Origin of the sequence: Bradyrhizobium sp. 190, from assembly GCF_023073415.1 — a bacterium.
Lineage (GTDB): Bacteria > Pseudomonadota > Alphaproteobacteria > Rhizobiales > Xanthobacteraceae > Bradyrhizobium.
The window spans coordinates 17,332-44,089 of the sequence record NZ_JADPJL010000077.1; the positions used below are offsets into that span (position 1 = coordinate 17,332).

At 63.0% G+C, this 26,758-nt stretch carries 26 protein-coding genes and 2 pseudogenes; 10 read left to right on the top strand and 18 right to left on the bottom strand.

The features are described from left to right. Positions 1-91: 91 nt before the first annotated feature. Both IVB22_RS41295 and IVB22_RS41300 read left to right on the top strand, forming a co-directional pair. Positions 92-940, top strand: coding sequence for an inorganic triphosphatase (locus tag IVB22_RS41295; RefSeq protein WP_308200501.1), 849 nt, complete (start codon positions 92-94; stop codon positions 938-940). Then, positions 916-1,605 (top strand): CHAD domain-containing protein, encoded by a 690-nt coding sequence (locus IVB22_RS41300; protein WP_308200502.1) that lies wholly within the window; start codon positions 916-918, stop codon positions 1,603-1,605. The genes IVB22_RS41295 and IVB22_RS41300 overlap by 25 nt, the downstream gene beginning before the upstream one ends. A 46-nt stretch (positions 1,606-1,651) precedes the next feature. Here IVB22_RS41300 and IVB22_RS37900 read toward each other — a convergent pair. Beyond that, positions 1,652-2,225 (bottom strand): annotated as a pseudogene (locus IVB22_RS37900) (bifunctional transcriptional activator/DNA repair enzyme AdaA). Positions 2,226-2,355: 130 nt separating this feature from the next. On the opposite strand from IVB22_RS37900, the gene IVB22_RS37905 reads away from it, so the two are divergent. Next, entirely contained in the window at positions 2,356-2,781 is a 426-nt protein-coding gene (locus tag IVB22_RS37905) for a nuclear transport factor 2 family protein (protein ID WP_247522240.1), read from the top strand. 647 nt (positions 2,782-3,428) lie between these two features. On the opposite strand, the gene IVB22_RS37910 is transcribed toward IVB22_RS37905, so the two are convergent. The 6 genes and pseudogenes from IVB22_RS37910 to IVB22_RS37935 form a co-directional block, all read right to left on the bottom strand. Beyond that, the gene (locus IVB22_RS37910; RefSeq protein WP_247522241.1) at positions 3,429-4,349 is read right to left on the bottom strand and encodes a polyphosphate kinase 2 family protein; all 921 of its coding nucleotides are present in this window, start codon (positions 4,347-4,349) and stop codon (positions 3,429-3,431) included. Continuing rightward, a pseudogene (locus IVB22_RS37915) lies at positions 4,315-5,326 on the bottom strand (branched-chain amino acid ABC transporter permease). Before IVB22_RS37915 ends, IVB22_RS37910 begins: the two are co-directional and overlap by 35 nt. Then, complete coding sequence (locus IVB22_RS37920; protein WP_247522243.1) at positions 5,323-6,204, bottom strand: branched-chain amino acid ABC transporter permease; 882 nt, start codon at positions 6,202-6,204, stop codon at positions 5,323-5,325. The pseudogene IVB22_RS37915 and the gene IVB22_RS37920 overlap by 4 nt, the downstream one beginning before the upstream one ends. Positions 6,205-6,278: 74 nt before the next feature. Beyond that, complete coding sequence (locus tag IVB22_RS37925; RefSeq protein ID WP_247522244.1) at positions 6,279-6,983, bottom strand: ABC transporter ATP-binding protein; 705 nt, start codon at positions 6,981-6,983, stop codon at positions 6,279-6,281. A 3-nt stretch (positions 6,984-6,986) separates the two neighbouring features. Then, positions 6,987-7,754 carry an ABC transporter ATP-binding protein gene (locus IVB22_RS37930; protein WP_247522245.1) on the bottom strand — a complete coding sequence of 256 codons (768 nt, stop codon included), beginning with the start codon at positions 7,752-7,754 and terminating at the stop codon, positions 6,987-6,989. A gap of 83 nt (positions 7,755-7,837) precedes the next feature. After that, positions 7,838-9,148, bottom strand: a complete 1,311-nt coding sequence (locus IVB22_RS37935) for an ABC transporter substrate-binding protein (protein ID WP_247522246.1) — start codon at positions 9,146-9,148, stop codon at positions 7,838-7,840. 279 nt (positions 9,149-9,427) lie between these two features. On the opposite strand from IVB22_RS37935, the gene IVB22_RS37940 reads away from it, so the two are divergent. Then, positions 9,428-10,258: a FadR/GntR family transcriptional regulator gene (locus IVB22_RS37940; protein ID WP_247522247.1), complete on the top strand. Its 831-nt coding sequence runs from the start codon at positions 9,428-9,430 to the stop codon at positions 10,256-10,258. Here the strand turns inward: IVB22_RS37940 and IVB22_RS37945 are convergent. Both IVB22_RS37945 and IVB22_RS37950 read right to left on the bottom strand, forming a co-directional pair. Then, the gene (locus tag IVB22_RS37945) at positions 10,255-10,965 is read right to left on the bottom strand and encodes an NUDIX hydrolase (RefSeq protein ID WP_247522248.1); all 711 of its coding nucleotides are present in this window, start codon (positions 10,963-10,965) and stop codon (positions 10,255-10,257) included. The two genes, IVB22_RS37940 and IVB22_RS37945, sit on opposite strands and share 4 nt — an antisense overlap. 41 nt (positions 10,966-11,006) lie before the next feature. Next, positions 11,007-12,035 (bottom strand): ABC transporter substrate-binding protein, encoded by a 1,029-nt coding sequence (locus IVB22_RS37950; RefSeq protein ID WP_247522249.1) that lies wholly within the window; start codon positions 12,033-12,035, stop codon positions 11,007-11,009. A gap of 136 nt (positions 12,036-12,171) precedes the next feature. Here IVB22_RS37950 and IVB22_RS37955 point away from each other — a divergent pair, with 136 nt between their 5' ends. Both IVB22_RS37955 and IVB22_RS41205 read left to right on the top strand, forming a co-directional pair. Beyond that, positions 12,172-12,621 (top strand): cupin domain-containing protein, encoded by a 450-nt coding sequence (locus tag IVB22_RS37955; RefSeq protein ID WP_247522250.1) that lies wholly within the window; start codon positions 12,172-12,174, stop codon positions 12,619-12,621. A 251-nt stretch (positions 12,622-12,872) separates the two neighbouring features. Beyond that, positions 12,873-13,334, top strand: coding sequence for an OsmC family protein (locus tag IVB22_RS41205; RefSeq protein WP_247522251.1), 462 nt, complete (start codon positions 12,873-12,875; stop codon positions 13,332-13,334). Between the two features lie 165 nt (positions 13,335-13,499). Here the strand turns inward: IVB22_RS41205 and IVB22_RS37965 are convergent, their stop codons facing one another. Together IVB22_RS37965 and IVB22_RS37970 are read right to left on the bottom strand one after the other, a co-directional pair. Beyond that, the gene (locus tag IVB22_RS37965) at positions 13,500-14,288 is read right to left on the bottom strand and encodes an ABC transporter permease (RefSeq protein WP_247522252.1); all 789 of its coding nucleotides are present in this window, start codon (positions 14,286-14,288) and stop codon (positions 13,500-13,502) included. Beyond that, complete coding sequence (locus IVB22_RS37970) at positions 14,288-15,115, bottom strand: ABC transporter ATP-binding protein (RefSeq protein ID WP_247522253.1); 828 nt, start codon at positions 15,113-15,115, stop codon at positions 14,288-14,290. Before IVB22_RS37970 ends, IVB22_RS37965 begins: the two co-directional genes overlap by 1 nt. A 401-nt stretch (positions 15,116-15,516) precedes the next feature. Between IVB22_RS37970 and IVB22_RS37975 the strand changes: the two genes are divergently transcribed. Then, complete coding sequence (locus tag IVB22_RS37975) at positions 15,517-15,891, top strand: hypothetical protein (protein WP_247522254.1); 375 nt, start codon at positions 15,517-15,519, stop codon at positions 15,889-15,891. A 122-nt stretch (positions 15,892-16,013) separates the two neighbouring features. On the opposite strand, the gene IVB22_RS37980 is transcribed toward IVB22_RS37975, so the two are convergent. Next, positions 16,014-16,958, bottom strand: a complete 945-nt coding sequence (locus tag IVB22_RS37980) for a TorF family putative porin (RefSeq protein ID WP_247522255.1) — start codon at positions 16,956-16,958, stop codon at positions 16,014-16,016. Between the two features lie 3 nt (positions 16,959-16,961). Next, positions 16,962-17,621: a VIT1/CCC1 transporter family protein gene (locus tag IVB22_RS37985; protein WP_247522256.1), complete on the bottom strand. Its 660-nt coding sequence runs from the start codon at positions 17,619-17,621 to the stop codon at positions 16,962-16,964. Positions 17,622-17,988: 367 nt separating this feature from the next. Here IVB22_RS37985 and IVB22_RS37990 point away from each other — a divergent pair, with 367 nt between their 5' ends. Both IVB22_RS37990 and IVB22_RS37995 read left to right on the top strand, forming a co-directional pair. After that, the gene (locus IVB22_RS37990; protein WP_247522257.1) at positions 17,989-18,777 is read left to right on the top strand and encodes an ATP-binding cassette domain-containing protein; all 789 of its coding nucleotides are present in this window, start codon (positions 17,989-17,991) and stop codon (positions 18,775-18,777) included. Then, positions 18,774-20,333: an ABC transporter permease/substrate-binding protein gene (locus IVB22_RS37995; RefSeq protein ID WP_247522258.1), complete on the top strand. Its 1,560-nt coding sequence runs from the start codon at positions 18,774-18,776 to the stop codon at positions 20,331-20,333. Before IVB22_RS37990 ends, IVB22_RS37995 begins: the two co-directional genes overlap by 4 nt. A 145-nt stretch (positions 20,334-20,478) precedes the next feature. On the opposite strand, the gene IVB22_RS38000 is transcribed toward IVB22_RS37995, so the two are convergent. From IVB22_RS38000 to IVB22_RS38010, 3 genes are all read right to left on the bottom strand, one after another. Continuing rightward, complete coding sequence (locus tag IVB22_RS38000) at positions 20,479-22,209, bottom strand: sulfatase-like hydrolase/transferase (RefSeq protein ID WP_247522259.1); 1,731 nt, start codon at positions 22,207-22,209, stop codon at positions 20,479-20,481. Between the two features lie 30 nt (positions 22,210-22,239). Next, positions 22,240-23,949 carry a sulfatase-like hydrolase/transferase gene (locus IVB22_RS38005; protein ID WP_247522260.1) on the bottom strand — a complete coding sequence of 570 codons (1,710 nt, stop codon included), beginning with the start codon at positions 23,947-23,949 and terminating at the stop codon, positions 22,240-22,242. 291 nt (positions 23,950-24,240) lie between these two features. Next, positions 24,241-24,903 carry a TetR/AcrR family transcriptional regulator gene (locus IVB22_RS38010; RefSeq protein WP_247522261.1) on the bottom strand — a complete coding sequence of 221 codons (663 nt, stop codon included), beginning with the start codon at positions 24,901-24,903 and terminating at the stop codon, positions 24,241-24,243. A gap of 125 nt (positions 24,904-25,028) precedes the next feature. Between IVB22_RS38010 and IVB22_RS38015 the strand changes: the two genes are divergently transcribed. Then, positions 25,029-25,646, top strand: coding sequence for a hypothetical protein (locus IVB22_RS38015; RefSeq protein ID WP_247522262.1), 618 nt, complete (start codon positions 25,029-25,031; stop codon positions 25,644-25,646). Between the two features lies 1 nt (position 25,647). Here the strand turns inward: IVB22_RS38015 and IVB22_RS38020 are convergent, their stop codons facing one another. Further along, positions 25,648-25,890 carry a hypothetical protein gene (locus tag IVB22_RS38020; protein ID WP_247522373.1) on the bottom strand — a complete coding sequence of 81 codons (243 nt, stop codon included), beginning with the start codon at positions 25,888-25,890 and terminating at the stop codon, positions 25,648-25,650. Between the two features lie 11 nt (positions 25,891-25,901). Then, positions 25,902-26,753 (bottom strand): SDR family oxidoreductase, encoded by an 852-nt coding sequence (locus IVB22_RS38025; RefSeq protein WP_247522263.1) that lies wholly within the window; start codon positions 26,751-26,753, stop codon positions 25,902-25,904. Positions 26,754-26,758 lie beyond the last annotated feature (5 nt).

A 26,758-nucleotide genomic window follows, 5' to 3' on the forward strand; every position in this document is an offset into this window, starting at 1 on the left:
ACCCAATGGCCAAGCAAAATCGGATGCGAGGCGGCCGGCACCAGGAAACGCCTTCCGGCGTTACCAGCCCACAGGGTCAGGCGAGCATCAGATGGGCGTTGAGACCGAAATCAAGTTCCGCATGCCCAAGCGCAATCTCGGGTCCTCTTCCAAGTTGAGGGTGCCCGGCTGCAAGATCGGCGAGCCCTCGGAGAGCGATCTGCTGTCGACCTATTTCGACACGCGGAAACACAAGCTGAAGCGGCGCGGACTTCTGCTCCGGGTGAGGCAGATGGACGGCAAGCACGTACAAACGATCAAGAAGACGTCCGGCGCGCAGTTCGGTCGGGGCGAGTGGGAAACCGAAATAGGAGGCCGCACCCCCGATCTCGACGAGGCGAACGGCACGCCGCTTCAGCGGTTGGCCTCGAACAAGCTGCGGCGCAAGTTGAAGCCGATCTTCGAGACCTCGGTACATCGCATCACCATGCCGGTCCGCACCAAACGGAGCGAACTGGAGCTTGCGATTGATCACGGCAGGATCGTCGCGGCCGGACACACAAGGCGCATCGAGGAAATTGAACTCGAATTGAAAAGCGGTCCAGTAAGGGATCTGCTTCGCATCGCGAAGGCGTTGGAGCGAAAGCTCGCCGCCGAACTTAGTTTGAGAGCCAAGGCTGACCAGGGCTACGACCTTGTCAACGGCAAGGGCCATCAAGCTGTTTTCGCCGAGCCGATCGAGCTCGAGAAGCGAATGAGCGCCATCGAGGGTTTCCAAGTCATCGCCCGCTCCGCGCTTCGCCACTTTTCCGGAAATGCCGACGCCATCCGCAAGCTTGATCCGGAAGGCGTACATCAGATGCGCGTAGGCTTGCGCCGTCTGCGCGCGGCCATCTCGCTGTTTTCGAAGGCATTGGCGACTGCGAAAACCGAAAAATCAAGGCAGAACTCAGATGGCTGACAAACGAGTTGGCGCCCGCGCGCGAGCTCGACGTCTTCCTGCAGGAGAAGATTGGTCCCGTCGCCCGCGAAATAATATCGCAGCGGGGCGGCAAGGCCATCGCCAGGGAATTCGCCGACAAACGCGCCGAGGCGCTGGAGCGGGCCAGGAAGGCTGTCAATTCGCCGCGATGCCGCGCGCTGCTCGTCGATGTGCTAGCGTGGATCCACACCCAGCGCGGCCATACAGACGTCGCAGACAGCGAACTTGGCGAATTCGCCGCGAAACTGCTGGATCGGCGCATGAGGAAGGCACACAAGGACGCAGAGAAGCTGCAGGAGATGACGGCAACCGAACGGCACAAATTCCGCATCAGGATGAAGAAGCTCAGATACGCGGCCGAGTTTTTCGAAAGCCTTTTCCGCAGCAAACGCGAGCGAAAGGCGCTTGCGTGTCTATCGAAACATGCGAAGAAGATTCAGGATGCGCTGGGTTCGCTCAACGACTTCATTGCGGACCGAAAGTTGGCGGCAGACGCTGCGCTCCACGCGCCACCGCAAGACCGGCGCGCCCGTGCCTTTGCTTCGGGCATTATCGTTGGCCGCGAGGATGAGCAGGCAAAGCCTCTCATGAAAGCGGCGGCAAAGGAGCTGCGTGCGCTTCGCCATCTTTCTGCACTTGGCTGACGCTGCCGTCCACACATTCGAGCTGACCGCTGGTCGCGGTCGCTCGTCAATTCCACCGCCTCCGCGGCTTGGCGCGAAGGCTCGATGGCGAGCGGCCATACAGATCGGCGAACGCGGCGTTGAAGCGGCGGACGCTGCCGAAGCCCGCGCGGAAGGCGATCTCCGTCATCGTGTCGTCGGTGGTGTCGAGCAGCCGCTTGGCGTCGCTGGACGCGGCGGGTGGTCGCGACCTGCTGCGGGCTTGCTCCGACATGGCGTTCGAACAGGCGGGCGAGATGGCGCGAGGTGATCCCGAGTTTCTCCGCCAATGCGTCGACCGAGCCGCGCTCCAGCACGCCGCCGTCGATCAGTTTCAGCGCCCGCGCAACCGTGGAGCGCGTTCCATTCCAGGCCGGGCAGAATGGAGCGGTCTCCGGGCGGCAGCGCAGGCACGGCCGGTACCCCGCCGCCTCGGCGGCAGCGGCCGTAGGATAATAGGTGACGTTGCGCGTCAGCGGGTGCTTCACCGGGCAGACCGGGCGGCAATAGATCCGCGTGGTCCGCACGGCCGTGAAGAAGCGGCCGTCGTAGCGCGCATCACGCCGCAGCCGGGCGGCATTGCAGACATCGAAACTCAGCATTCTCGAATTCTAGCGCATCGCGCAACGGAGGAAAGCGGCGCGGATGATGAGGTCCGATTCCGGCCAGCGGCAACGGCAGGACCGGCCTAGATGAGGAGCGATTGTTTCACTCCTGACCGAAAGCCAAACCATGGATCACCCGACACCCAAAGACGTCGTCCTCAACGCCTGGAAAACATTTTCGACGCGCGACGCCGGCCGGATCGCATCGCTCTTCACGCCGGACGCCGAATGGATCGCGCCGGCCCGCAACGCAACAGCGGTGGCGCTGGCGCATACCGATCACATGATCGGCCCCGACCAGATCGCACGCTTCATCGCCTCCGAGATGCACCGCCTGTTCTCAGGGATAGATATTTCGTTCCGCGCCATCCATGCCGACGGTGACACGGTGATCATTGAAGAGCGGATGCGGGCGACGCTTCCGGAAGGACGGCCGTATGACAACGACTACTGCTTCGTCTTTGTCGTCGCTGACGGCCGCATCAAGCAGGTTCGCGAATACATGGACACGCGAAAAGGCTGGCAGATGATCTTCGGGGAGACCGCGGAGTAACGCACCGCCCGTAGGGTGGGCAAAGCGCAGCGTGCCCACCATTCCGTCCGAATATTCCGCGCCATGGTGGGCACGGCGCAAGCGCGCCTTTGCCCACCCTACTTCTGAAGACCCAAACGCACACTAGCGGACGCTCATGAGTCATGGTGAAGCATGGGGCAAAAATATCGCAGTGACGGCCAATAATTATAACCCAGGTCAAAACCCGGATTTCGTTGACCACTGTGGCCGCCCGATTCGCTATGATTCCCGTATCGCGGGGATCGAGAACGGGATCCCTCGAGTCAGTGTTATTTCTCGCGGTCGTGGCAGGGCGACGATCGTGAAAGCCGATGAGGGGCGCCAAGATGCCCGCTGTGGGCGGTGCCTGCAGCGGGCAGCTTGAGCCAAGTGGGTCAGCATGGCATCGATCAGATTTACAACCATCAACATCGACAAGTTTGGACTGAAGCGCCCGGCCAAACCAACCACCTGGCATCTACGGCGGGTCATCATGCCGAGACGCAGCATTACCGGCCGGCTGGTGCGCGGACAGGTTTGGCGGCGCCACGACGGCCGTCGCTGGTTGTACAAAAAATTCGTCGCATAGCCGCCAGACGGACGTGACGCTCCCGCATATCGCTCCGCTCATGCGGGCTACGCACCGGTCACTTCGCCACACCCTTTCCCTCCGCCAGCAGCGCCTCGCGGACCTGCTTGAATTCGCTGCGGTCGGCCTTGTCGACCTTGGGAAAATGCAGGTCGAGTCTGTCTAGTGCACTGACGATGGCCGAGCCGATCACCACGCGGGCGAACCATTTGTGGTCGGCGGGCACGATGTGCCAGGGCGCCTGTTTGGTCGAGGTGTGGTGGATCATATCCTGATAGGCGGCCTGATATTTCGCCCACAGCTTGCGCTCGCCGATGTCGGCCAGCGAGAATTTCCAATTCTTGGCGGGATCCTCCAGCCGCTCGAGGAAGCGCTCGCGCTGTTCCTCTTTCGACACGTTCATGAAGAACTTCAGAATCACGGTGCCGTTGCGCGCGAGGTAGCGTTCCATGGCGGAGATGTCCTCGAACCGCTCCTTCCAGATATCCTTGGTCACCAGCCGCTCGGGTATCTTCTGCTTGGCGAGTATCTCCGGATGCACCCGCACCACCAGGCACTCCTCATAATAGGACCGGTTGAAGATACCGATCCGGCCGCGCTCCGGCAGTGCGATCATGGATCGCCACAGGAAATCGTGGTCAAGTTCCCTGCTCGACGGCTGCTTGAACGACCAGACGTCGCAGCCCTGCGGATTGACGCCCTCGAACACGCTCTTGATCGCAGAATCCTTGCCGGCGGCGTCCATGCCCTGGAAGATCAGGAGTAGCGACCAGCGGTCCTGCGCGTAGAGCTTTTCCTGGAAATCGTTCAGGCGCTCGCGATTGGCCTCGATGATCCTGGTCGCCTTATCCTTGTCGAGGCCGCCCTTCTCGTTGGTCTTGTGCGACTTCAGGTGAAATTCGCCCGCTCCGTCAAAACGGAACGGGGCGACATAGGGCTTCAGCTCATCGGCAAGCGATTGCGAGGGTTTCTTGCTCATTTCGTCCCGGAGGGCTTGGGTTGCGTCTTCAGTCGGTCGAGGACGCTACCAAGAATGCCCTTGGGAAGGAATATGATGAAGATGACCAGCAGCACGCCGTAAACCAGGTTATCCCAGCCCACCGCCTTGGTGCCGAAGCCGATGCGCAGCACTTCGGCGAGCATGATGGTGATGATGGCGCCAACCGTCGGCCCAAGCGAGACGTAGAGGCCGCCGACGATAACGGCGAACACCATCTGCAGCGACACCGCGATGCCGCTGACGGTGTCGGGCGAGATGAACATCTGGTACTGGCAGTAGAGCGCACCGGCTAGCGCCGTCATCAGCGCCGAAATCAGGGTGATCTTGAGCTTTTCGGCCGTGACGTTGACGCCGGCGGCAGCCGCTGCGTCCTCGTCTTCTGAGATCGCCTCCATGGCGTAGCGGCTCATGCTGCGGTCGACCCAGCGCCAGACCAGAAGGCCGAGCACCCAGACGCCGAGCGCGATCAGGTACCACGTCGTCTTATCGTCGAATTGCAGCGCGAGCAGCCCCTTGCCGCTGGGGGCGCGGTTCGGCGTATAGCCGAGCGAGCCGCCGGTGTAGTCACGCGTCGCGGTAATGACCTGCAGCACGATGCCTGACAACGCCAGCGTCACCAGCACGAAATAATGCCCGGTGATGCGGAAACGGAAACAGGGATAGGCGACGATAAGCGCCAATACTCCCGCCGCCACCATGCTGATCGGAATGCCGATCCACGGCGACACGCCGAGATGGTTCCACAATAGCGCGGTGACATAGGCGCCGACGCCCATGAAGCCGCCATGGCCGAGCGACACCAGCCCGAAGCGGCCCATGATCGACCATGCGGTATAGGCGAACGACCAGATCAGGATCAGCACCAGGATGTGCAGGTGATAGGGCTCGCGATAGACGAAAGGCAGCGCGACCAGCGCGGCGAGGCCAACGGCCCAGGCGATGTAGCGGGAATTCACGAGCGCCTCGCAAAAAGGCCCGCGGGCCGGATGAACATCATGACGATGAAGAAGGCGAACGCCAGCACGTAGCCCCATTCAAGATCGGAGAACAGGCCGCCCAGCGAAATGATCTGGGCGAACACGAATGCCGCGATGAAGCCGCCGACGAAATTGCCGAGCCCGCCAAGCACGCAGATCAGAAAGGTGATCGGCCCGAACGACAGCCCGACGAAGGGATGCACGTCATACTGCAGCACAAGGAGACAAGCGGCGAGGCCGGCGAGCGCGCCGCCGAGCGCCGAGGTGATGATGTAAATGCGCTTGGTATCCACCCCCATCAGCGACATGATCTGACGGTCCTGCGCGACGGCGCGGATCGCAGTCCCGGTATAGGTGCGCTTCATGAAGAAGTAGATAGCCAACATGCCGATCAAGGCGGCAGCGAAGGCGAGCAACCGCGAATAGCTGAAATGCATCTCGCCGATCGCCAGCACCGGCAGGCGGATGCCGAGGTTGCGGAAGTCGATGCCGAAGGCGACGGTGGCAAAGCTCTGCAGGATGAACAGCACACCGCCGGTGGCGAGCAACTGGTTGATCGGCGGCGCGGTAAGCAGCGGCGCGATGACGATGTAGTGCAGCGCCGCGCCAAGGGCCGCGACCAGCAGGATGGCGAACGGCGCAGCAACCCAGTACGGCAGGCCGAACACCTGGACCATGTAGTACATGCCGTACATGCCGATCATGACCAACTCGGCGTAGCAGATCCAGGTGACGTCGATGACGCCGAAGATCAAATTGAGCCCGAGCGCGAGCAGCGCCAGCACCCCGCCAAGCAGGATGCCGTTGACCACGGCTTCCAGCAGATAGATGTCGAAGATGTCGAGAAATCCCTGCATGCGAGCCCTTATTATTGGAGCATGATCTCTTCGAAAAACCGGTACCCACTTTTTCGGATCATGCTCGCCCTACCCTAAACTCCGAGATATGCCTGCTTGATGGTATCGGTGGACAACATCTCTTCCGACGTGCCGGACGCGCGGATGGTGCCGGCCTCGAGGAGATAGGCGCGGTCGACCACCTTCAGCACCTGCTGCACGTTCTGTTCGACGATCAGCACCGTCAGCCCGCTGGCGCGGATACGCTTCACCAGTTCGAACACCTGTTGCACCACGACCGGCGCCAGTCCCGCAGAGGGCTCGTCGAGCAGCAACAATTTCGGGTCCGACATCAGCGCGCGGCCGATCGCGCACATCTGCTGCTCGCCGCCCGACAGGGTGCCGGCCATCTGGCTGCGCCGCTCCTTCATGCGCGGGAACAGATCGAACACGAATTCCAGCCGCTCGGCATATTTGGCTCGCGCGCCCGGCATATAGGCGCCCATCTTCAGATTATCGTCGACGGTCAGCCGCGGAAACAGCCGGCGGTTTTCCGGCACGTGCGCGATGCCGAGATCGACGATGCGATGCGCCGGCGTCGCCAGCACGTCGTGGCCTTCCATCGAGATCGCGCCCCTGGTGGGGCGGATCAGCCCTGAGATCACCCGCATCAGCGTGGTCTTGCCGGCGCCGTTGGGACCGATCACGCCGACCGCCTCGCCCGCCTTGACGTCGAGATTGATGCCGAACAATGCCTGGAAGGTGCCGTAGCCCGCGTCGATCGATTTCAATTCGAGCATGCGTCAGATCCCCGCCTTGCGGCGCGCTTCCGCCGCCGCAGCCTGGCTCGAATCCGCATCCGTGCCGAGATAGACCTCGATCACCCTGGGATCGCCGGCCACCGCGCTCGGCAGGCCTTCCGAAATCTTCTCGCCGTGATCGAGCACCATCACGCGGTCGACCACCCGCATCAACACGCCCATGATATGCTCGACCCAGATGATGGTGATGCCAAGCTCGTCGCGGATCCTGCGCAGCATGTCGGCGGCCTGATCCATCTCGTGCTCGTCGAGCCCGCCGAGGCTTTCGTCGGCGAGCAGAAGTTTTGGCCCCGTCGCGAGCGCTTTTGCCAGTTCGAGTTTTTTCAGGCCGGCAGCACCGAGCCCATCCACGCTGGCATGCCGATTGGTCGGCAGGCCGACCATATGAAGCGCGCGCTCCGCCGCCTCATCCGCCTTGGCGCGGCTGTGGCGGCCCTGGCCGTAGTAGCCGGCGAGCGCCACGTTCTCAAAAATGCTGAGCCGGTGAAACGGCCGCGGGATCTGGAAAGTGCGGCCGATGCCGCTGTTGATGATACGGTGCGGCGCGACGCCCGCGATTTCCGCGCCGTCGAACAGGATCGAGCCCGCCGTCGGCACCAGCGTGCCCGACAGCATGTTGAAGATCGTGCTCTTGCCGGAGCCGTTGGGGCCGATCAGGCCGAGAATCTCGCCCTGCTCGACCCGGAACGACACGTTGTTCACAGCAGTGAAGCCGCCGAAACGCTTCACCAACCCTTCTACCGTCAGCACGCCGGATTCTCCGTCGACGTTTCTTGTTTGAGCATAGTCCAGAAAGCGCGACAAACGCGAAGCGTTTGCGCGGGGATCATGCTCTACTGGTTGCTGAACGTGGTTCCCTTCGGCAGGGGCAGCACGGCCTCGCGCTGCGCCTGGCTCTTCGGCCAAACCACGTACGACTTGTCGTCGACATACTGGATGACCACCGGGAATGAGCGCTCGTTCTGACCGGCCATCTGGTTGCCCTCGCCAAAGAACTTGACGCCGAAGCCCAGCATGGTGCCACCCTCTGGAATGTCGACCTCCAGCGCGGCCTTGCGCAGCGCATCGGGATCAACGCCGCCATGCTTCTTGATGGCGCGCGGCAGCACCTCGGTCAGAAAGACGTAGGTGTTCGACGCCGCCATGCCGACATGGGCGGAGCGGATAGCAACCCCAGGCTTCACCTTGTCGAACTCGTCACCGACCATCTTGATGACCGGCGGCAGCTTGGGATTCAGGCCTTTTTCGTTCGAAGCCCAGATCGAGATCGGGTCGGCGTTGAAGACGTAGTTGACGTCGCCGCCCAGGCCTTCCTTCAGCTTCTCGTAAACGCCGTAGCCTGCGCCATGGCCGACCAGCGCCGCGAATTTCAGGCCCTGCTCGCGCGCCTGACGCCCGAACAGGGTGATGTCGGGGTTGTAGCCGGTGTGAAAGATCACGTCCGGCCGCGCACGTTTCAGCTTGGTCACGAGGGAGGAAAGATCGGGCGCGGTGGCGGCATAGCCCTCCTTCAACACGATGTTGAAGCCGGCCTTCTTGGCACCAGCCTCGTTGCCCTTCGACACGTCAACGCCGTAGGCGCCGTCCTCGTGGATGATGGCGACGCGCAAATCCTTTGGCTCCTTGCCGAGCTTCTCCTTGGCGTTCTGCGCGATGAAATCCGTGGTCATCAGACCGAACTGGTCGCCCGAGGCCTGCGGCCGGAACACGTATTTGAAGTTCTTGTCGGACAGCACCGCCGAGGAAATGCAGGTGGTGATCCACATGAAGTTCTTGAGCTGCTCGACGCGCGCGGCCACCGGCACGCACTGCGCCGACGAGAAGAAGCCGAGCAGCATGTTGACTTTTTCCTGCTCGATCAGCCGCACCGCCTCGTTGATCGCCACATCTGGCTTGCTCTGGGCGTCGGCGTAGACCGCTTCGACCTTGTAGCCCTCGACGCCGGTCTTGGCGTACTGGTCGAGCATGATCTTGGCGCCGATATGTTGCAGCTCCGAACCGCCGCCCGCGAGCGGGCCGGTGAGGTCGTAAATCACGCCAATCTTGATTTTCTTTTCCTGGGCTTCGGCGGTCACCGCCATCCCCAGCGCCGCGATTGCGGCAGACAGGCCAACGAGAAGGCGCGCAGCTTTGTGCCCCGGCATCGTATCCTCCCTCTGATGGTGCAATGCACCTTTTTCTTTTTTGTCGTTTTCTTTTTGTAGTTGTTCTTCTCATCACACGGGCAGCGCCGCGCGATGTCAAGCCGAATAACCGATGCCACACTGTCGCGGCGCCTCGGCACCCAAAAGTAGCAATCTCCGGTCCGACCGATGCGCGCGTGATCAGCACAAACATCGGATGTTAAACATCGGATGATTGCCTAGCACAGCGTGCGCGTGTTAGGCAATCGCGAATTCACCCGAGATCAGGAGCAGAACGAGGTGGCCAAGCCACGGACCGCCGACAGGCGCATCAAGCCGGGGCGCATTCGCAACGTGTTGACGAGGCTCGGCCGCGAAATTGCGCAGGATCACATTCCGGTCGGAGCCGCCTTGCCGCCCGAGCCGGATCTCGAAGCCCGCTTCGGCGTCGGCCGCGGCGTGGTACGGGAAGCGGTCAAGACGCTCGCCGCAAAGGGAATGGTGAGCGTCCGTCCCCGGCACGGCACGCATGTGCTGCCGCGCTCTGAATGGAGCCTGCTCGACCGCGACGTCTTGAGCTGGCTGGTCGGCCAGAACGAGCCGGACCGCGATCTGCTGCTGGCCATCCAGGAAGTCCGCTCGATCATCGAGCCGGCCGCCGCGGCACTTGCCGCCGAACGCGCCACCAAAAACGACCGCTGGCGGATCAATACGGCTTTAGCTGCGATGGAGACCGCGCAGGACGAGGCGAGCGCCATCACCGCGGACAAGGCGTTTCACCTTGCGATCCTCGACGCCACGCACAATCCGGTGCTGCAGGGCTTTCGCGGCGCCATCGACACCATCCTGAACACGGTCTTCGATGTCGCAGTCGGCAGCGTCGGTTGGTTCAAGGAGAATCTGCCCAACCATGCCGCCGCCGCGCGCGCGATCGAGAGCGGCGACGCCGGGAAGGCACGGATCGCGATGGAACGGGTGCTTGATTATACGAAGTTGAAACTGTCGAACCGGAAGACGGCAATCGCCACCGCCGCCGAGCGACGACCGGCCGGCGCGACCACAGGCGCGTCAGCGAAGAGAGGTACCGTCAAAAAGGCAGGCGTCGCCAAAAAAAGAAAGCGCCATGGCTAGGCCGCAAACTGCGCTTCAAGAAAGGCCGTGACAAAACGCGGCATGGCGGCGGTGAGATCGTGCGTGCCGCGCACGAGGTGGATGGCGGATAATTCCGGCTGACGCTGCACGGCGAGATTGCGCTCGATCCGCTCGCGCACGACGTCACCCGGCATATCGACCCGCAACATGCGGATCATCGCAACCGCAGGTCCGGTGTAGACGCAGTGCCAATGCGGCTCGCTCTCGTATTCGCCCGGCGCCAGCCCGGTCTCTTCCTCGAGTTCGCGCGTGACGCTGCCTGATATGTCGACCGTGCCGTTCCTGATGTCGTCGAGGTCGGGCGTTCCGGAAGGGAAATAGATGCGCCCCGCGTTCGACGTGTGTTGGCCCATCTCGCCGAGCACGAAGGCGCCGTCAGCACAGCGGAGCGCGCCCATGCCGAACCCGTTGAACACGCTTGGGTCAGGAAAGCCCCAATCGCGCCAGGCCAGAAAGCTTGCGAAATCGGTTTCGAAATAGCTGGCGCTGAAGCGATCGCCTAAAAACACCGGATTGCGCCCGAGCAGCACGCGGCCGTTCCACATAGCGGGCTTTTCGCGCTGCTTATCCGCGAAATGCGCAGCTATCTCGGCACACCGCTCTTCGGCAAACGGCCAGGTCCACGCTTCGACAACGAGGTCTAGCGCGCTGACGCGATGAATGACAGGAGGCTTCGTGCCACTCATCGCCTGACTTCGCTTGATATCACGCCGATCCTATCCAGACCTTACTTCGGATTCGCACCCGAGGTCTTCTTGACCTGCTCGACATATTTGTTGGTGTAAGTCTTGGTCACGTCGATATTGGCCTTGGCGATCTCCGGCGACCCCTCGCTGAACACCGCGAGCACCGCATCCGCGCCCTTGGGGTCCATCTTGCCGGTCAGCGAATACATCGGGATCGTGTTCTTCAGCGCCGCCAGATAAAGCTCCTTGTTCTTGCCGACGATTTCGTCGGGCATCTTCGCCATGATCTCTTCCGGCGAATGCGAGTGAATCCAGTCGAGCGTGTTGACGATCGCCGTGGTCAGCGCCTGCACTTCCTTCTCGTGCGACTTGATCCAGGCCGTGGTCGTATAGAGCGCGCCGCCCGGGTATTCCCCGCCGAACACGGCGAGCGTATCCTTCTCGCTGCGGGTATCGGCCAGTATCTTCAAATCGGGATAGCTGCCCTGCAGAACGGTGACGGAGGGATCGAGCATCACGGCCGCCTCGATCTGTCCCTGCTGCATCGCCGCCACGGCGGTGGCGCCGAGACCGACGCCGATCACCGCGGCGCTGGTCGGGTCGAGGCCATTCTTCTTCAGGAGATATTTCAGGAAGAAATCGGTCGAGGAGCCCGGCGCGCTGACGCCGACCTTCTTGCCGGCCAGATCCTTGATCGATTTGATCTCGCTGGTGTGCTTGGGCGATACAACCAGCACCAGGCCGGGATAGCGGTCATAGATCACGAAGGACTGCAGCTCCTGCTTCTTGGCGGCCAGATTGACGCAGTGGTCGAAATAGCCCGACACCACGTCGGCGCTGCCGCCGAGCACGGCTTTCAGCGCGTCCGAACCGCCCTTGAGGTCGACCAGCTCGACCGCCAGCCCCGCTTTCTCGTATTCGCCGAGCTGCCTGGCAAGCACGGTCGGCAGGTAGCACAGGCAGGAGCCGCCCCCGATCGCGATCGTGACCTTGCTTTGCGCTGCGGCAAAGCCGGATGTCAGCGTCAGCGCCAGCAGTGCTCCGGCCAGCCGGCCAAACAGTTTCTTCATGGGTTCCTCCATTCGTTGGCCGGCAAGATAGAGCAGCGCGCGGACGTTGAGAAGGCGACTTTCCGCCGGCTGGCCAAGCGCGGAGCGTCGGCATAGCATCCCTCCCACAAAAAAACATCACAGGGGAGGATTGCCCATGAATCGCTTAGCCATCACGCTATCGCTCGCCGCCGCTTTCGCCGCCGGCTGCAGCGTCACCCACCTGCTCCGTCCGGCGATCGCCGCCGAGAACATCACCGCGCAGGTCATTCACACTGGCGAACTCGAAGGCGACAAGCTCGGTATGCCCTCGGGCACCGGAATGCGCTCCAAACTGTTCGTGGCCGCCGACGGCATGACCATCTCGATCCAGGACGGCAATGTCGGCAAGCACATGCATCCCAACACCAACGAGATCCAGTACATCCTGGACGGCACCGGCACGATCTGGCTGGGCGACAAGGAAGTGAAGGTGAAGCCGGGTGACCTCGTCGTGATCCCGAAGGGCACCGCGCATGGCGGCACCAAGCCCGACGGCCGGACCATCAAGGCGATCGCGATCAAGACGCCGCCGCAGGCGCCTGACGATACGAAGATGTTGAATTGAGGGCTGCAGGGGCGCCTCAGCCGTAGGGTGGGCAAAGGCACGCAGTGCCGTGCCCACCATCCAGCGTCATCACGATCTGCAGATGGTGGGCACGCTGCGCTTTGCCCACCCTACGTTCTCCGCCGTCATTGCGAGCGAAGCGATGCAATCCATAGGACTGCAAGCCGAGAAATGGATTGCTTCGTCGCTTTCGCTCCTCGCAATGACGGCTGGAGCCATAAGGCTCCGATAAGGTCATCCTGGAGGATCTCGTGGCAACAGGGAAAACATACAAGTCCTTTCAGTACAGGAATAACCTGGTCTGGGACACCGCTCGCCGCGGCCGAACGTCGGCACCCGACAAACCCGACATCGAGATCGGCAGTCCTCCTGAATTCAAGGGAGAGGCCGGCGTCTGGGCTCCCGAAGAAATGTTGGTCGCCGCGCTGAATGCTTGCATGATGCTGACGTTTGTGTCGTTCGCCCAAGGTAAGAGGCTGGAGTTTGTGGCCTATGAAAGCGCCGCGGAAGGCTTGCTGGCAAACGTCGACGGCAAGTATCGGATTGTCGAAGTCAGCGTTCGGCCAATCGTGGTCTTGAGCAGCGAGGCCGATATCGAGGCCGCCCGAACGATCATGGCCGAGGTGAAAGCAAACTGCTTCATTTCCAACTCGATCACCGCTGACGTGAAATTGGCTCCGCAATTTCAAATGGCATCCGATGTCCCCACCTAGTGTGGCCTTCGACAGAGCCATAGGGTGGGCAAAGGCGCATCGCGCCGTGCCCACCATCCATCCGCATCGCAGTCTCGATGGTGGGCACGCTTCCGCCTTCGCTCGTTGAGCTACGGCGGACAAGTCGCTTTGCCCGCCCTACGATTCCTGCAATGACGGAGGGACCTATCCCCTGCCCTCCGCCGCCACCGGCCGCCAGACCAGCAGCCGGCGCTCGACCAGCGTCACCACCATGTCGATCAGGATGACGAAAGCTGACAGCACGAACATGCCGGCGAACACGGCGGCAACGTCGAACACGCCTTCGGCCTGCTGGATCAGGTAGCCGAGACCGGCCGCCGACCCCAGATATTCGCCGACGACGGCGCCGACAACTGCAAAGCCGACCGCAGTGTGCAGCGAGGAAAACATCCACGACAGCGCCGACGGCCAGTACACATGCCGCGTCAATTGCCGCTCGCTCATGCCGAGCATGCGGCCGTTGTCCAGCACGGTTTGGCTGACCTCCTTGACGCCCTGATAGACGTTGAAGAACACGATGAAGAACACCAGCGTCACGCCGAGCGCGACCTTGGACCAGATGCCGAGGCCGAGCCACAGTGTGAAGATCGGCGCCAGCACCACGCGCGGCAGCGCGTTGACCATCTTGACGTAGGGATCGAACACCGCGGCGACGCGCGGCTGGCGCGCGAACCAGAAGCCGACCAGCACGCCGCCGACCGAGCCGATCACGAAAGCCAGCACCGACTCCCACAGCGTGATCATCAGATGCTTCCAGATCACCCCGCTCGAGAACCATTTGACGATCTGGCTCGCGACATCGACCGGGTTGGAGAAGAAGAACGGCGGCAGCAGGATGCGGCCGAACAGCGGGACGGTGGTGAGGATGTGCCACAGCGAGAGTGCGACCACGGCCACCATCAATTGCCAGAACAGCAGTGTCAGGCGCGACATCAGCCGACCTCCGCACTTAGCGTCGACTGCGCATAACCCTTCATCACTTCGTCCTTCAGCACGCTCCAGATTTCGCGGTGCAGTTCGTGGAATTGCTTTTCCATCCGCACTTCCGAGATGTCGCGCGGGCGCGGCAGCGGCACCCGCCAGTCGCCGATGATGCGCGCGCTGGGCCCTGCCGACATGATCACGACCCGATCGGCGAGCGCGATCGCCTCTTCGAGATCGTGGGTGACGAACAGCACCGCCTTGCGGTCGGCGTTCCACAGTTCCAGCAGCAAATTGCCCATGATCTGGCGGGTCTGGGCGTCGAGCGGGCCGAACGGCTCGTCCATCAAAAGGATTTTTGGATCGCGGATCAGCACCTGTGCAAGGCCGACGCGCTTGCGCTGGCCGCCGGACAGCATGTGCGGATAGCGGTTGGCGAAGGCGCCGAGGCCGACGGAAGTGAGCCAGCCCTGCGCGCGCTGCAGCGCCTGCTCGCGCGGGGCGCCCTTGATGTCGAGGCCAATGGCGACGTTGTCGATCGCGGTCTTCCAGGGAAACAGCGCATCGGCCTGAAACAGATAGCCGGCATCCCGGTTCAACCCTGTCAACGGCTGACCGAAAATCTTCACCGACCCCGCGGCGGGCTTCAAAAGCCCGGCCGCCACGTTGAGCAGCGTCGATTTCCCGCACCCTGTCGGGCCCACAATGGCGACGAACTCGCCATGGGCGACGGACAGGCTGGCCCGCTCCACGGCTGTGTAGACACGATTCCCGGCCACGCGAAACGCCACCGTCGCGTCGTCGAGTGCGACCGCCACGGGCTCTGCGGTATCCGCCATGCTTTCTCCCCAAGATTTGGACGGATGCCTTAGCGGTTACCAAGGATAAGTTCAACGCGGCGCTGCAACGCGGGTCGTTGATCATCTCCGGCTTTCGGATCGAACCGGTCGAGACTTCGGCCTGCCCTCTTTTGCAGGGCGACCGTTTTTACGTCCCGCGATCGAGAAAGGAGGGCCGCGCGACGCTCGGCTGATGATAGGCTGGCACGATGGCGCTTGGATATGCCTTGTTCATCCCCCTACCCGCGACCGTTCTTAGCTGAAATCGCTGACATTAGAGGCTAAGATGGCGGCCGCCGAAAGAAGGGCAAGATCAAGAAGGGCAAGCAAGGCATTCAAAACCATTGAATTTGGGAGAAGAGATTATGTGTAGAGCGTTCCGATTGGCTGGGGCAGCCGTCATGCTGGGCTCGAGCATCTTTTCCGTGGCCGAAGCGCGGGCGATCGAACTCACAGGCGCATGGGCGGGGCACGCGGATCTATGCAGCCAGGTCTTCACAAAGAAGGATGGCGGGGTCGTATATGCAGAGTTTTCCGAGCTTTTTGGTTCAGGTTTCATCATCGATGGCGACCGGATCAGAGGAAGAGCCGCGACCTGCACAATCAAATCCAGAAAGCAGGAGGGCGATAGAATCGAGCTTTCCGCAGCTTGCGCGTCGAGCATCATGACCCAGGATGTCCGCTTCAACCTGAAAATCATCGACGACGACACTATTTCCCGGTCATTTCCCGAGATTGCGGGAATGAGCCTGAACTACACGAGATGCAAGTTCTAAGCGAACGCCTGATGCCTGCTCAAAAGTCGCTGCCGGACAATGGTGGGTGACGGTGCCCCTTCGAATCACCGAAGCGCAAAGCTCGCACGCGAATGGAATCCGACGCCGCGAACGAGCTTTATCTAAAATGCAAACCAGGCCTTGGCGACGAACGTCGCGCTGCACCAGTTCGAGATGAGGCCAGCCGGGTTGGTAACGGGATCGACACGGCCACCCAGCCGCGCGTTTGGATCTCCGGTGAAGACGAAGCAGTTCTCTTTCGACAGATTGGTGTCGTAGTAGCGCAGATCGAGGTTGAAGGCCTTGTGAGTGAAGGTCACCCCCGCCTGCCAATTGAGATAGGCGGGTAGCGGGAAGCCGCCGAGGGTCGGCGCCTGATTTCCGAACCACGAATAGCCGGCAGCGGTGGTGAAGGATACGCCAAGGTTCGGCGGGAGCAGACGGCCCGGCACGTCGTAACCCACACCAGCCGCGACGTATTGGCTCCAGGCGCCGGTGTTTGAGACGTTCGGAGAATAGGCATAGCCGGCGGCGACGCGGACCTGTTCGCCGATGCTTCGATCGCCGCGGACAACCGCCTCCCAATAATTGATGCCGGTCTCGCCGGGTAGCCTCTCTCCGGGATAGGCGAAGTAGGTCATGCCGAAATCGAAGTCGATCGTTGCGATCTTCTGGCGGATGCCGGCCGCAAAAGTGAACTCGGCGGATGGTTGAGTCGGCAGTTTGACGGTGGCCACGGTGGTGCCGGCATACAGACCGCCAAACCTTGCTTCAACGGCGGCGCCGGCTGCGGGCCCGTGATCGGACAGCGTGGTCCCGCGATAAATGTAGTCGGATGCAGCCCCCGCGCGGGCGCTGAATTCGAGCTCATTCGCAGACGTCGCGCGGTTCGGTTCGGAGGCCGACCAGCCGCGATTGCCAAGGCCGATCGCACCGCCCGGGCTCACCTCGAGGGTTTGCGCGTGCGCCAAGCCGCCGGTCATCGGCGCAAGCGATAAGGCAACGAAGGCGGCAATCGAGATGCCGCTGATGTGCCAGACTCTCGCAACGCCTCCTTGCCGCACCATTGACTATCCTCCAAGGGCTACCGCGATGCCGACCAGCGCACTGCCAAAGGCCACCATCGAAAGACCCGCCACCCAGGGTTTGATCCCGCTATGAACTCCGAACGCGTAGCCACAGCCGAACAGCATCGCGATGGCGACGGCGTAGGAGACGCGCAACGCCAGTTTGGCGTCGCCGATGACGATGAGGGGGATCACGACGGGGAAAGTCGCAAGGAAACTCAGCAAGCAAAGCCCCAGCGCGCCGGTCCAGTCACGCCCGGTCAGTTTCGGACCCTTGGGCTCAGGCGACTGCAGCAATTTTTGCCGCATCAACTCCAGTTGTTCCGCAGTCAAGACCGACACCAATTCCAGCGGCAGCGCGTCGGAGATGACGCGTTGCGCGGTCTCAGCATCCGGCGCCTGCCGTACTGCGCGCAGGGTCAGGTTCTTGCCGCCCCGCTCGTTGATGCGCGCCAGCAGATAAAGACCACCGTCAACGATGCCCCAAGCCAGGTTGCAGCCGAGCGCTCCGATCAGCATCGTTTGAATCTTGATGTTGCCCGACGTTGCGACACCGAGGCTGCAAATGAAGGTGAGAGCCATGATCAGGCCGAACAAGGTCTCCGAGATCCGTTCCATCGGATCCAGCACACGCCCGAAAGGACTATCCGAGACCTCTGACATCGAATCAAACGCCCGTTGGCTCAACCTCCAGGGGCAAATTTGCTGACTATTTTAGCCGGCCGAGCCGACCTTTCTGCACAGAGTAGGCGCGGAGCACAGTACCGGGTGCCGCAGTACGATCGAACCTTCCGAATTCATGTTCGCCGCCATCGGCTCGCAATAAATCGCGCGCCGCCACCCGAACCCCGATGATGGGTAGGTTATCGCCGGAAGTCAAAGCCATTTAATTGCGGCGTGATCCGCGATCATGAGGTTTGGAATTGAAGGGCCGTCGGCATAAAAGACCCCGCGCTCGGCTCACGGCCGGCCATTTATCGGCTATCACTGTATCCGTTGGGAATCGCGCCAAGGGTTGAGACCGCACCAAATGCCGACCACTCCCCTGATCGCCTATGCGCACGTCGGCAAAACCTTCGACGATGGCCGCGTGAGGGCCGTCGACGACGTCTCGCTCGACGTCGCCGAGGGCGAATTCCTGGCCATCGTCGGCGGCTCCGGCTCGGGCAAGACCACGCTATTGCGGCTCGCCAATCGGCTGATCGAGGCGGACTCCGGTTCGATCACGGTCGAAGGCGAGGACGTGCAAAACGTCGATCCGATCCTGCTGCGGCGGCGGATCGGTTATGTCTTCCAGAGCGGGGGATTGTTTCCGCATCTGTCCGTCGCCGGCAATATCGGCATCACGCCGAAGCTGACGGGCACGCCGCCCGCCGAGATTTCCGCGCGGGTGGATGAACTGCTCGACCTTGTCAGGCTCGACCGCGCCCAATACCGCGACCGCCTGCCGCATGAACTCTCCGGCGGCCAGCGCCAGCGCGTCGGCGTGGCGCGCGCGCTGGCCGCAAAGCCGCGCATCGTGCTGATGGACGAGCCGTTCGGCGCGCTCGACCCCTTGACCCGCGACGCGCTCGGCGACGATTTTCGCGAGCTGCATCGCACGCTAGGCCTGACCACGGTCATGATCACCCATGACATGACCGAAGCGATCCTGCTCGCCGACCGGATCGCGGTGATGGGAGGCGGCCGGCTGCTGGCGCAGGGTACGCCGTCAGAACTTTCCGAAAGCAGTGACGCTTACGTCGGCGAACTCCTGCGCACGCCGCGGCGGCAGGCCGAGCGGCTCGGCGCGTTGCTGCCGCAGGACGGTGCGGCATGAGCATCTTCGCCGATCCGCGCTGGGGCGAGGCGTTGGGCCACCTGCCCGACTATCTCGGCAACCATGTCCGCGTCAGCGTCACCGCGCTGGCGCTGGGCTTACTCGTCAGCTTGCCGCTCGCCATCCTCTCGCGTCATCGCCCGGTGATGCGCGGCGCCCTGCTCGGCCTCGCCAGCATCGTGCAGACGGTGCCGGGGCTGGCGCTGCTGGCGCTGTTCTATCCGCTGCTGCTGGCGCTCGCGGCGCTCTCGCTGTCGTGGTTCGGCGTCAGTTTTTCCGCGTTCGGATTTTTGCCCGCGGTGCTGGCGCTGGCGCTCTATTCGATGCTGCCGGTGCTGCGCAACACCATCACCGGCTTGCAGGGCGTCGATGCCGCCATCCTCGAAGCAGCCCAGGGCGTGGGCATGACACCGCGGCAATCGCTGTTCACGGTGGAATTGCCGCTGGCGCTGCCGGTAATGATGGCGGGCATCCGCACCGCGGCGGTCTGGGTGATCGGCACCGCGACGCTGTCGACGCCGATCGGCCAGACCAGTCTCGGCAATTACATTTTTGCGGGGCTACAGACCCAGAACTGGGTGTTCGTGCTGTTCGGCTGTCTTGCCGCCGCGGTGCTGGCGCTGCTGGTCGATCAACTGCTGGCGCTGATCGAAAGCGGCCTGCGCCACCGCAGCCGTTTTCGCGCGGCGCTGGGTGGCGCCGGCATCGCGGTGCTCGTCGCGGCGACGCTGGTGCCGACCATGATGCGCTCGCAGACCAGCTACATCGTCGGCGCAAAAACCTTCACCGAACAATATGTGCTTTCGGCATTGATGGCGCAGCGGCTGAAAGCAGCCTCCCTTCCTGCGACGACGCGCGAAGGCCTCGGCTCCAACGTGATCTTCGAGGCGCTGGCGGCCAACGATATCGACGTCTATGTCGACTATTCCGGCACGCTGTGGGCCAACCAGTTCCAGCGCACCGACATCAGGCCGCGCCAGGAGCTGCTGGCCGAGCTGAAGACGATGCTGGCAAAGCAGAACATCACGCTATTGGGCGAACTCGGCTTCGAGAACGCCTATGCGCTGGTGATGCCGCGCAAGCGCGCCGAGCAATTGGGCATCCGAACCATTGCCGACCTCGCCGCACGCGCGGCGAACATGTCGATCGCCGGCGACTATGAGTTCTTCTCGCGCCCCGAATGGACCGCGCTGCGCAAGGCCTACGGTCTGTCGTTCCGCGGCCAGCGGCAGATGCAGCCGGACTTCATGTATGCGGCGGTCGCCTCCGGCGAAGTCGACGTCATCGCCGGCTACACCAGCGACGGGCTGATCGCGAAATACGACCTGGTTGTTCTCGGCGATATCAGGCGCGCGATCCCGCCCTACGACGCGATGGTGCTGCTGGCGCCGAAGCGTGCCAATGACGATGGCTTGCGCAAGGCGCTGGCGCCACTGCTCGGAAAGATCGACATCGCCACGATGCGCGAGGCGAACCTGCGCGCGGCAGGAAATGACGCAACGAGCTCGCCGGATGCGGTGGCGCAGTGGCTGTGGGAGAAGGTGGGGAAGAAGTAGGAGGCTTGCCGCGCCCCCTCCCCGTCATTGCGAGCGAAGCGAAGCAATCCATCTCTCCACGCGGGGACAGATGGATTGCTTCGTCGCTTCGCTCCTCGCAATGACGGTGATGGGCCGGAGTCAAACCTGGCAATGACGGCGCGCGTCACAGCCCCTTAATCATCCCGGCATCGATCAGGAGGCGGTTGAACCGGCGCGCCTCCGCGCCTTTCTTGCAGGTGTAGAACGTGCCTTTGCAGCGGAACATGATGCTCTTCTGCTCGGCGAACGACGGATCGAGCGGGAGGCCGGCGGCTTCCTGGAGCACGAGCGGGATATAGGCCGCGTCGAGCGTTTCAAGGGCGGACGACAAATTGCGCGGCTGGTAGTTGATGCCGTCGATCGCATAATAAGTCGAGTAATAGCGCGGATCGGTGGCCATCAGGCGTTTCGCCAGCAGTTTCCGATCGATCCCGGGCTCCAGCAGCTTTTGCGAGATCGCCGGCTGGTGATCGCCGAAGCGCAGCACAAGGAACGACTCTTCCGGATAGTCGCGCTTCAGCCGCTCGGTGAATTCGCGATAGTCGTTGGCCGTCATGGTCTGGCGGCGAATGTACTCATCGACCTCGGCGGTGTTGCCCGGCGGCGTCCAGCCCGCGGGCGTCAGATCGGGCCGATAGACGTCGGTCCAGGGGAAATGATTGGCGGTGAGGTAGACGAACATGAAGACCGGCGACTGCCGCGGCTGCTCGCGCGCGAACACCTTCAGCGCCTGATCGTAATAGAACTGGTCGGGCTGCATGTCCTCGTTCACGCCCATCTCAGCCATGTCGATGAACTCTTCGACGCCGATGCCCTTCTGGAAGGCACGCGCGCTCAGGAAGTCGCCATAGGTCGGATAGAGCGAGACAGTCTTGTAGCCGCAGCGCTGCAGGGCATGCGGCAGTCCGCGCGTCACGCGGCCGGCGGCGATCCGCGTGACGTAGAATTTCAGATCGCCGAACGAGCGCGCCGACAGGCCGGTCAGCACGTTGTACTCGGTGTACCATGTCGGGCCGCCGGTCGACTCCGCGATCATCGTCCGCTGCTTGCCGTCGATCGACTTGAAGAAATCGGCATATCCCGCCGGCACCTTGATGCCGGGCGCCGAGGTGACGTCGAAGCTCGACTCATCGAGCAGCATGATGATGTGCGGCCGCTTGGCCGTGGCTTCGCAGGCCTCGCCTGATGGCAGCCCAGGCAGGCCGGCGGCGTGGGCGTCCCGCGCGAGGCTGAGCGGGCCGTTCGCCGGCGGATCGGCCTCAATCCATCCCGTCGAAGCCAGCCGCGACACCGCCACCACACCCGAGCGCGCCAGATTGGAAATATGATTGACGCCCTGGAACGGCTCCCATGCCTGCTCGGGCGATACGACCGACATCACCGCGATCAGCGCAGCGCTCGCCCCCACTCCCATCAATGCAAGGCGGCGGCGCACGCGAAACGGATCGAAGCGCCAGAGCGCCCACAGCAGCGGAACCGCAATCAGCCCCGCGATCATCAACTGCATTTGCAGCTTCGGGAACACCGAGAGCAGGAACGAAAACGTATCGCGGTCGATGATCAGGAAGTCGAGGAACGTCAGCGTTAGCTGCAGAATTCCAAACTTGAAGTGCGACAGTGCGATCAGGATCACGATCAAGGCCAGCGCGAGGGCGGCGCAGATTCCGGGCCGCTGCAGCACGACCAGCAGGAAGCAATTCACGAAGACCCACGCCAACAAGGAGAGCGTGATCGCAAACGGCCCGTATTCGGTGGTCAAGAAAACCACGAGCCCCGCCAGATGGACGGCAACGATCAGGCCAGCCAGCGCAAAGAACCGAGCGTCCCGCGATTCCGCGCGGATGCTGTCGCTCATTCCGGGTCCCGCTACGGCTGACATTTATCCTCAGAGCCCTTTGATGAAACCTGCCTCGATCAACAATCGGTTGAACCTGCGCGCTTCGGCGCCGTCCTTGCAGGCGTAGAATACCCCCTTGCAGCGGAGCATGATGTTCTTTTGCTCCTCGAAGGACGGGTCGAGCGGAATGCCGGCGGCTTCCTGAATCACCAGCGGCAGATAGGGCGCGTCGATCGTGTCCATCACGGCGGAACTCTTCACCGGCTCGAAGTTGATGGCATCGATCGCGTAATAGGTGGTGAAGTAGCGCGGATCATAGGTGTTGAACTTGCGGGCGACCCTGGCTTCATCCAGGCCGGGATCCAGCAAGTTCGACGAGAACTCCGGCTGATGGTCGCCGTAGCGAACGATCAGGAACGGCTGCGCCGGGAACTTCTTCTTCAGGCTGGCGACGAAGCCCGCATAGTCGCCGGCGCTCATGGTCTGGCGCCGCAGATATTCGTCGACCACCGGCTCGTTGCCCGGCTTGCGCCAGGACGGCAGCAGGTCCGGGCGGAACCTGGTTTCCCAGGGGAAATGGTTGGCGGCGAGATAGACGAAGGTGAACAGCGGCGTGTTGACCGGCTGCTCGGCGATCAGCTTGACGGCCTTGTCGTAGAAGAAACTGTCCGGCTCGATGCCCTTGGCGCCGAGGTCGCGCGCATCGTAGAAGTGCTGGATGCCCGTGGAAGTCTGGAAACCGCGCGCGCCCATGAAGGCACCGTAGGCCGGATAGAGCGAGAGGGTGCTGTAACCGCAACGGCGCAGCGCCAGCGGCAACCCGCGCTCGACCCGCCCCGCCGCGATGCGGGTGACGAAATAGGAGAAGCGGCCGAACGAGCGCGACGACAGGCCGGCCAGCACGTTGTACTCGGCCATCCAGCTTGCGCCGCCGCTGCTTTCGGCCATGAACCTGCGCTCGCGGCCGTCAAAGGACTTGAAGTGGCCGCCATAGCCCGGCGGCACCTTGACGCCACTGGCCTGGCGGATGTCGAAGCTCGACTCGTCATGGATCATGATGATGTGCGGGCGGCGGCCGGCAACATGACAGGAATCAACCAGCGGCACCTTGAGCCGCTCGGCGGTCACGGCTTCCGATTCCATGAAGCCGTAATTGGCGAAGTCGGAGACCGCCGTCACGCCCGAGCGGGCGAATTTGGAGAAATAGCCGTCGTCGTAATAGCCGCGCCAGGCTTCATCCGGCCAGGCCATGGAATAACCGACGAGCGCAGCGAGACCGGCCAGCAGGCCGGCCACCGCCGGCAGGCGGCGGATGCGGAACGGATCGAGCCACCACAGCGCGTACATCAGCGGCAGGATGACGAGCGCGGCGCCGACCACGCTCCAGCGCAGATTGGGAAAGATCGTGAACAGGTAGGCCGCGGTGTCGCGGTCGATCACCATCAGGTCGACGAAGTTCGCGGTCATCTGGACGACGTCGTGCTTGAGCCGCGACAGCAGCACCAAGAGCACGACCAGCGTCAGCGACAGCGCGCCCGACAGCGCCGGGCGCCGCAGCAGCGCGATAAAGAAGAAGTTCAGGATGCCCCATGCCAGCGCAAAACCCATGCGGCCGCCGAAATCGGTTTCGGTCTGCAGCAGGATCGCCAGCGCCGCCATGTGCGGTGCAGCAACGGCCGAAAGCCGCCAAAAACCGATCGCGGCAAGGCCTGCGGCAAGGGTGGTGGCGGAGGGCCCAGAATTTGGCGCGGGCGCCATGGGAGGATACGCAACATGACCCGGCGCAATGCAAAGCCTTGGCTGGCGACGACCAGGAGACGCACGACCCATCCGGAACCTGGATCGCGTCATAAAAACGTAGTGGAATCGTCATGAACGCGCAATGAATTTGCCCAACGGCGGTCGCGGCAGGAGTAAATTTGGTGCTGTCATTCCGGGGCGATGCGAAGCATCGAACCAGGGTGCGCAATTGCGCACCTGAGAATCTCGAGATTCGATGCGCAATTGCTCATCTGAAGTTCGCTTCGCGTCCCGGAATGACGACGGGAGTTAGGGGCGGCTGGCGATGCCCTCGATGAAGAGGTCGAGGATTGCCTCGGCGGTCCGCTCGGCCTCGGGGCCGGCCACCCCCCAGCGCGGAAAATGGCCGTCGATATTCATCCGGGCAAAGCCATAAACCAGTGCCCGCCCGGCGATCTGGACCTGCTTGAGGTCCGCTGGTCGGAGCTGACCTGCCGCAAAGGCCTCGGCGAGCGTCCGCTCGGTCAGCTCGATCAGTTCGGCATTGTCACGGCTGATGGCGTCCGCCCGGTCATGATCGAAAAAGCGGCGGCTGGAAATGATTTCGAAATGGGTCGGGTTGCGCATCGCCCAGCGCAGGTAGGCGAGCCCGAGGCAGCGAAAGCGGCCGAGCGGATCGCCAGGCGCCGCGGCCAGCGCCGCCTCGATCTCGGCGCGGAACCGCCGCTGCGCCTCCTCCGCCACCGCCTGCATCAGGGCGTCGCGGCTCGGAAAATGCCGAAACGGCGCCCCCGGCGAGACGCCGGCGCGGCGGGCGGCCTCGCGAACGCTGACCGCCTCCGCCCCGCCCTCGCCGACCAATTGCAGCGCGGCGTCGATCAGGACGCGCCGGAGATCGCCGTGGTGATACGGCTTTGGCGCGGTCGCGCGGCGGCGCGGCTTGGCGGCGGAGGATTTGGCGGCAGAGCGCATGCCTTTTCCTACCATCACCGCCTTGTGAATGTAAGCACCGATTACACGGATTGACTTGACCCGCACCGGATATGTAACTGGTGATTACATTATGCATCCGCGTCACAAATCCTTGGGGGACGAACATGCCGGCACGTCAAAACTGGTTCGATGGCTGGCGGCTGTTCGCGCTGCTCTCGCTGACCCTGCTTGCCCTCAGCATCTGGATCGCCGGCATGCGGGGCTTCGAGGTCGACGGCGTGCGCATGGTGATCCGCTTCACCGCGCGAACCTCGCTGGTGTTGTTCTGCCTCGCCTTCGCAGGTGCCGCGCTTGCGCGGCTGTGGCCCAACGCGGGGACCCGATGGCTGCGCCGCAACCGCCGCTATCTCGGCGTCAGCTTTGCGGCCTCGCACGCCATCCACGCAGTCGCCATCCTGGCTTTCGCCGTGATGGATCCCGCAGGGTATGCGGCGGCGACCTCGATCGCGTCCTACATCTTCGGCGGCATCGGCTACGCCTTCATCATGGCCATGACCGCCACCTCGTTCGACCGCACCGCCACAGCGATCGGCGCACGCGCCTGGCGCCGGCTGCATCTCGCCGGCGGCTACTACCTGCTGTTCCAGTTCATGGTGTCGTTCGGCAAGCGGATTCCCGACATGCCGCTTTACGCGCTGTTCCTGATCCCGCTGGTGGCGGTGTTCGCGCTGCGGATGATCGCGATGGCGCCGCGGGCCAAGCGGACCGTTCAGGCCGGTTGATCTAGTTGTCCGCCAGCAAGAAGAACTTTCGGCCGAGCTGATGGTGCACCGTGATGACAGCCCGATCGACATCGCTGATCAGGCTGTCGCCGAGCACGACGTTGGGGATTTCCCAGTTTCGCCCCTCGCGGACGGGCAATGCCGACAGCGCGGGAACGGACGCGGTTTCGCACCCGGGTTGAGCGCGAAGCGCCGCGTTGGCGAGCAGGGTCAACTCGGCGTGGGTCTTACCAATGCGCGTCATCACGGTCGGAATCATCCCTGCGGCATCAGCCCAAGGCGCTTGGCGATGATCCGGTCGAGGGTGCGCTTGGGCAACACCGCTGCCATGAACTGGTTCATCGGGTCCGGCGCGATCATGTAGCGCGCCTTGGGGTTCGGCAGCGTCAATGCCCCGAACACCTTCTCGGCAATCGTCTCGGCCGGCAATCCGCTGGCGCCAAGCGCCAGCATGAAGGCACGGAGCTTTTCCAGCGCCGGGAAATATGGCGAGTTCTTGTAGACGGAAATATCGACCTGCTCGGCCTTGCTCCAGATCGGGGTCTTCACCGCGCCCGGCGCCACCACGATGACGTCGATCCCGAACAGCATCAGTTCGCGACGGAGGCTATCCGACAACCCCTCGATTGCGTGCTTCGACGCCGAATAGGCCGAGGTCAACGGATTGCCATTCTTGCCCGCGACCGAGGAGATCATCACGATCCGTCCCTTCGGTCCCTTCAGGGCCGGATCGGAGCCGAGCAGCGGCCCGAACGCCTGGGTCGCAATGATGGGCCCAATGAAATTGACGTCCATCTGGCGGCGGAATTCGTCGGCGGCGAGTTCGAGCACCGGGCCTGCGACCGCAATGCCGGCATTGTTGACGAGACCGGCGAGCGTTTCGCCGTTGAGGGCATTGCGCACCTCGCGCGCGGCGGCCAGCACGGCAGCCTCATCGGTGACGTCGAAGATCAACGGTGTGAAGTTTGCTCCGAACTCGCCCTTGAGACGGTCGGCGTCGGCCTGCTTGCGCACGCTGCCGAACACGCGGAAGCCGCGATCGAGCAGCAGTTTCGCGCTGGCCCAGCCGATGCCGGTGGACGCGCCGGTGATCACAACAGATCTCATGACCT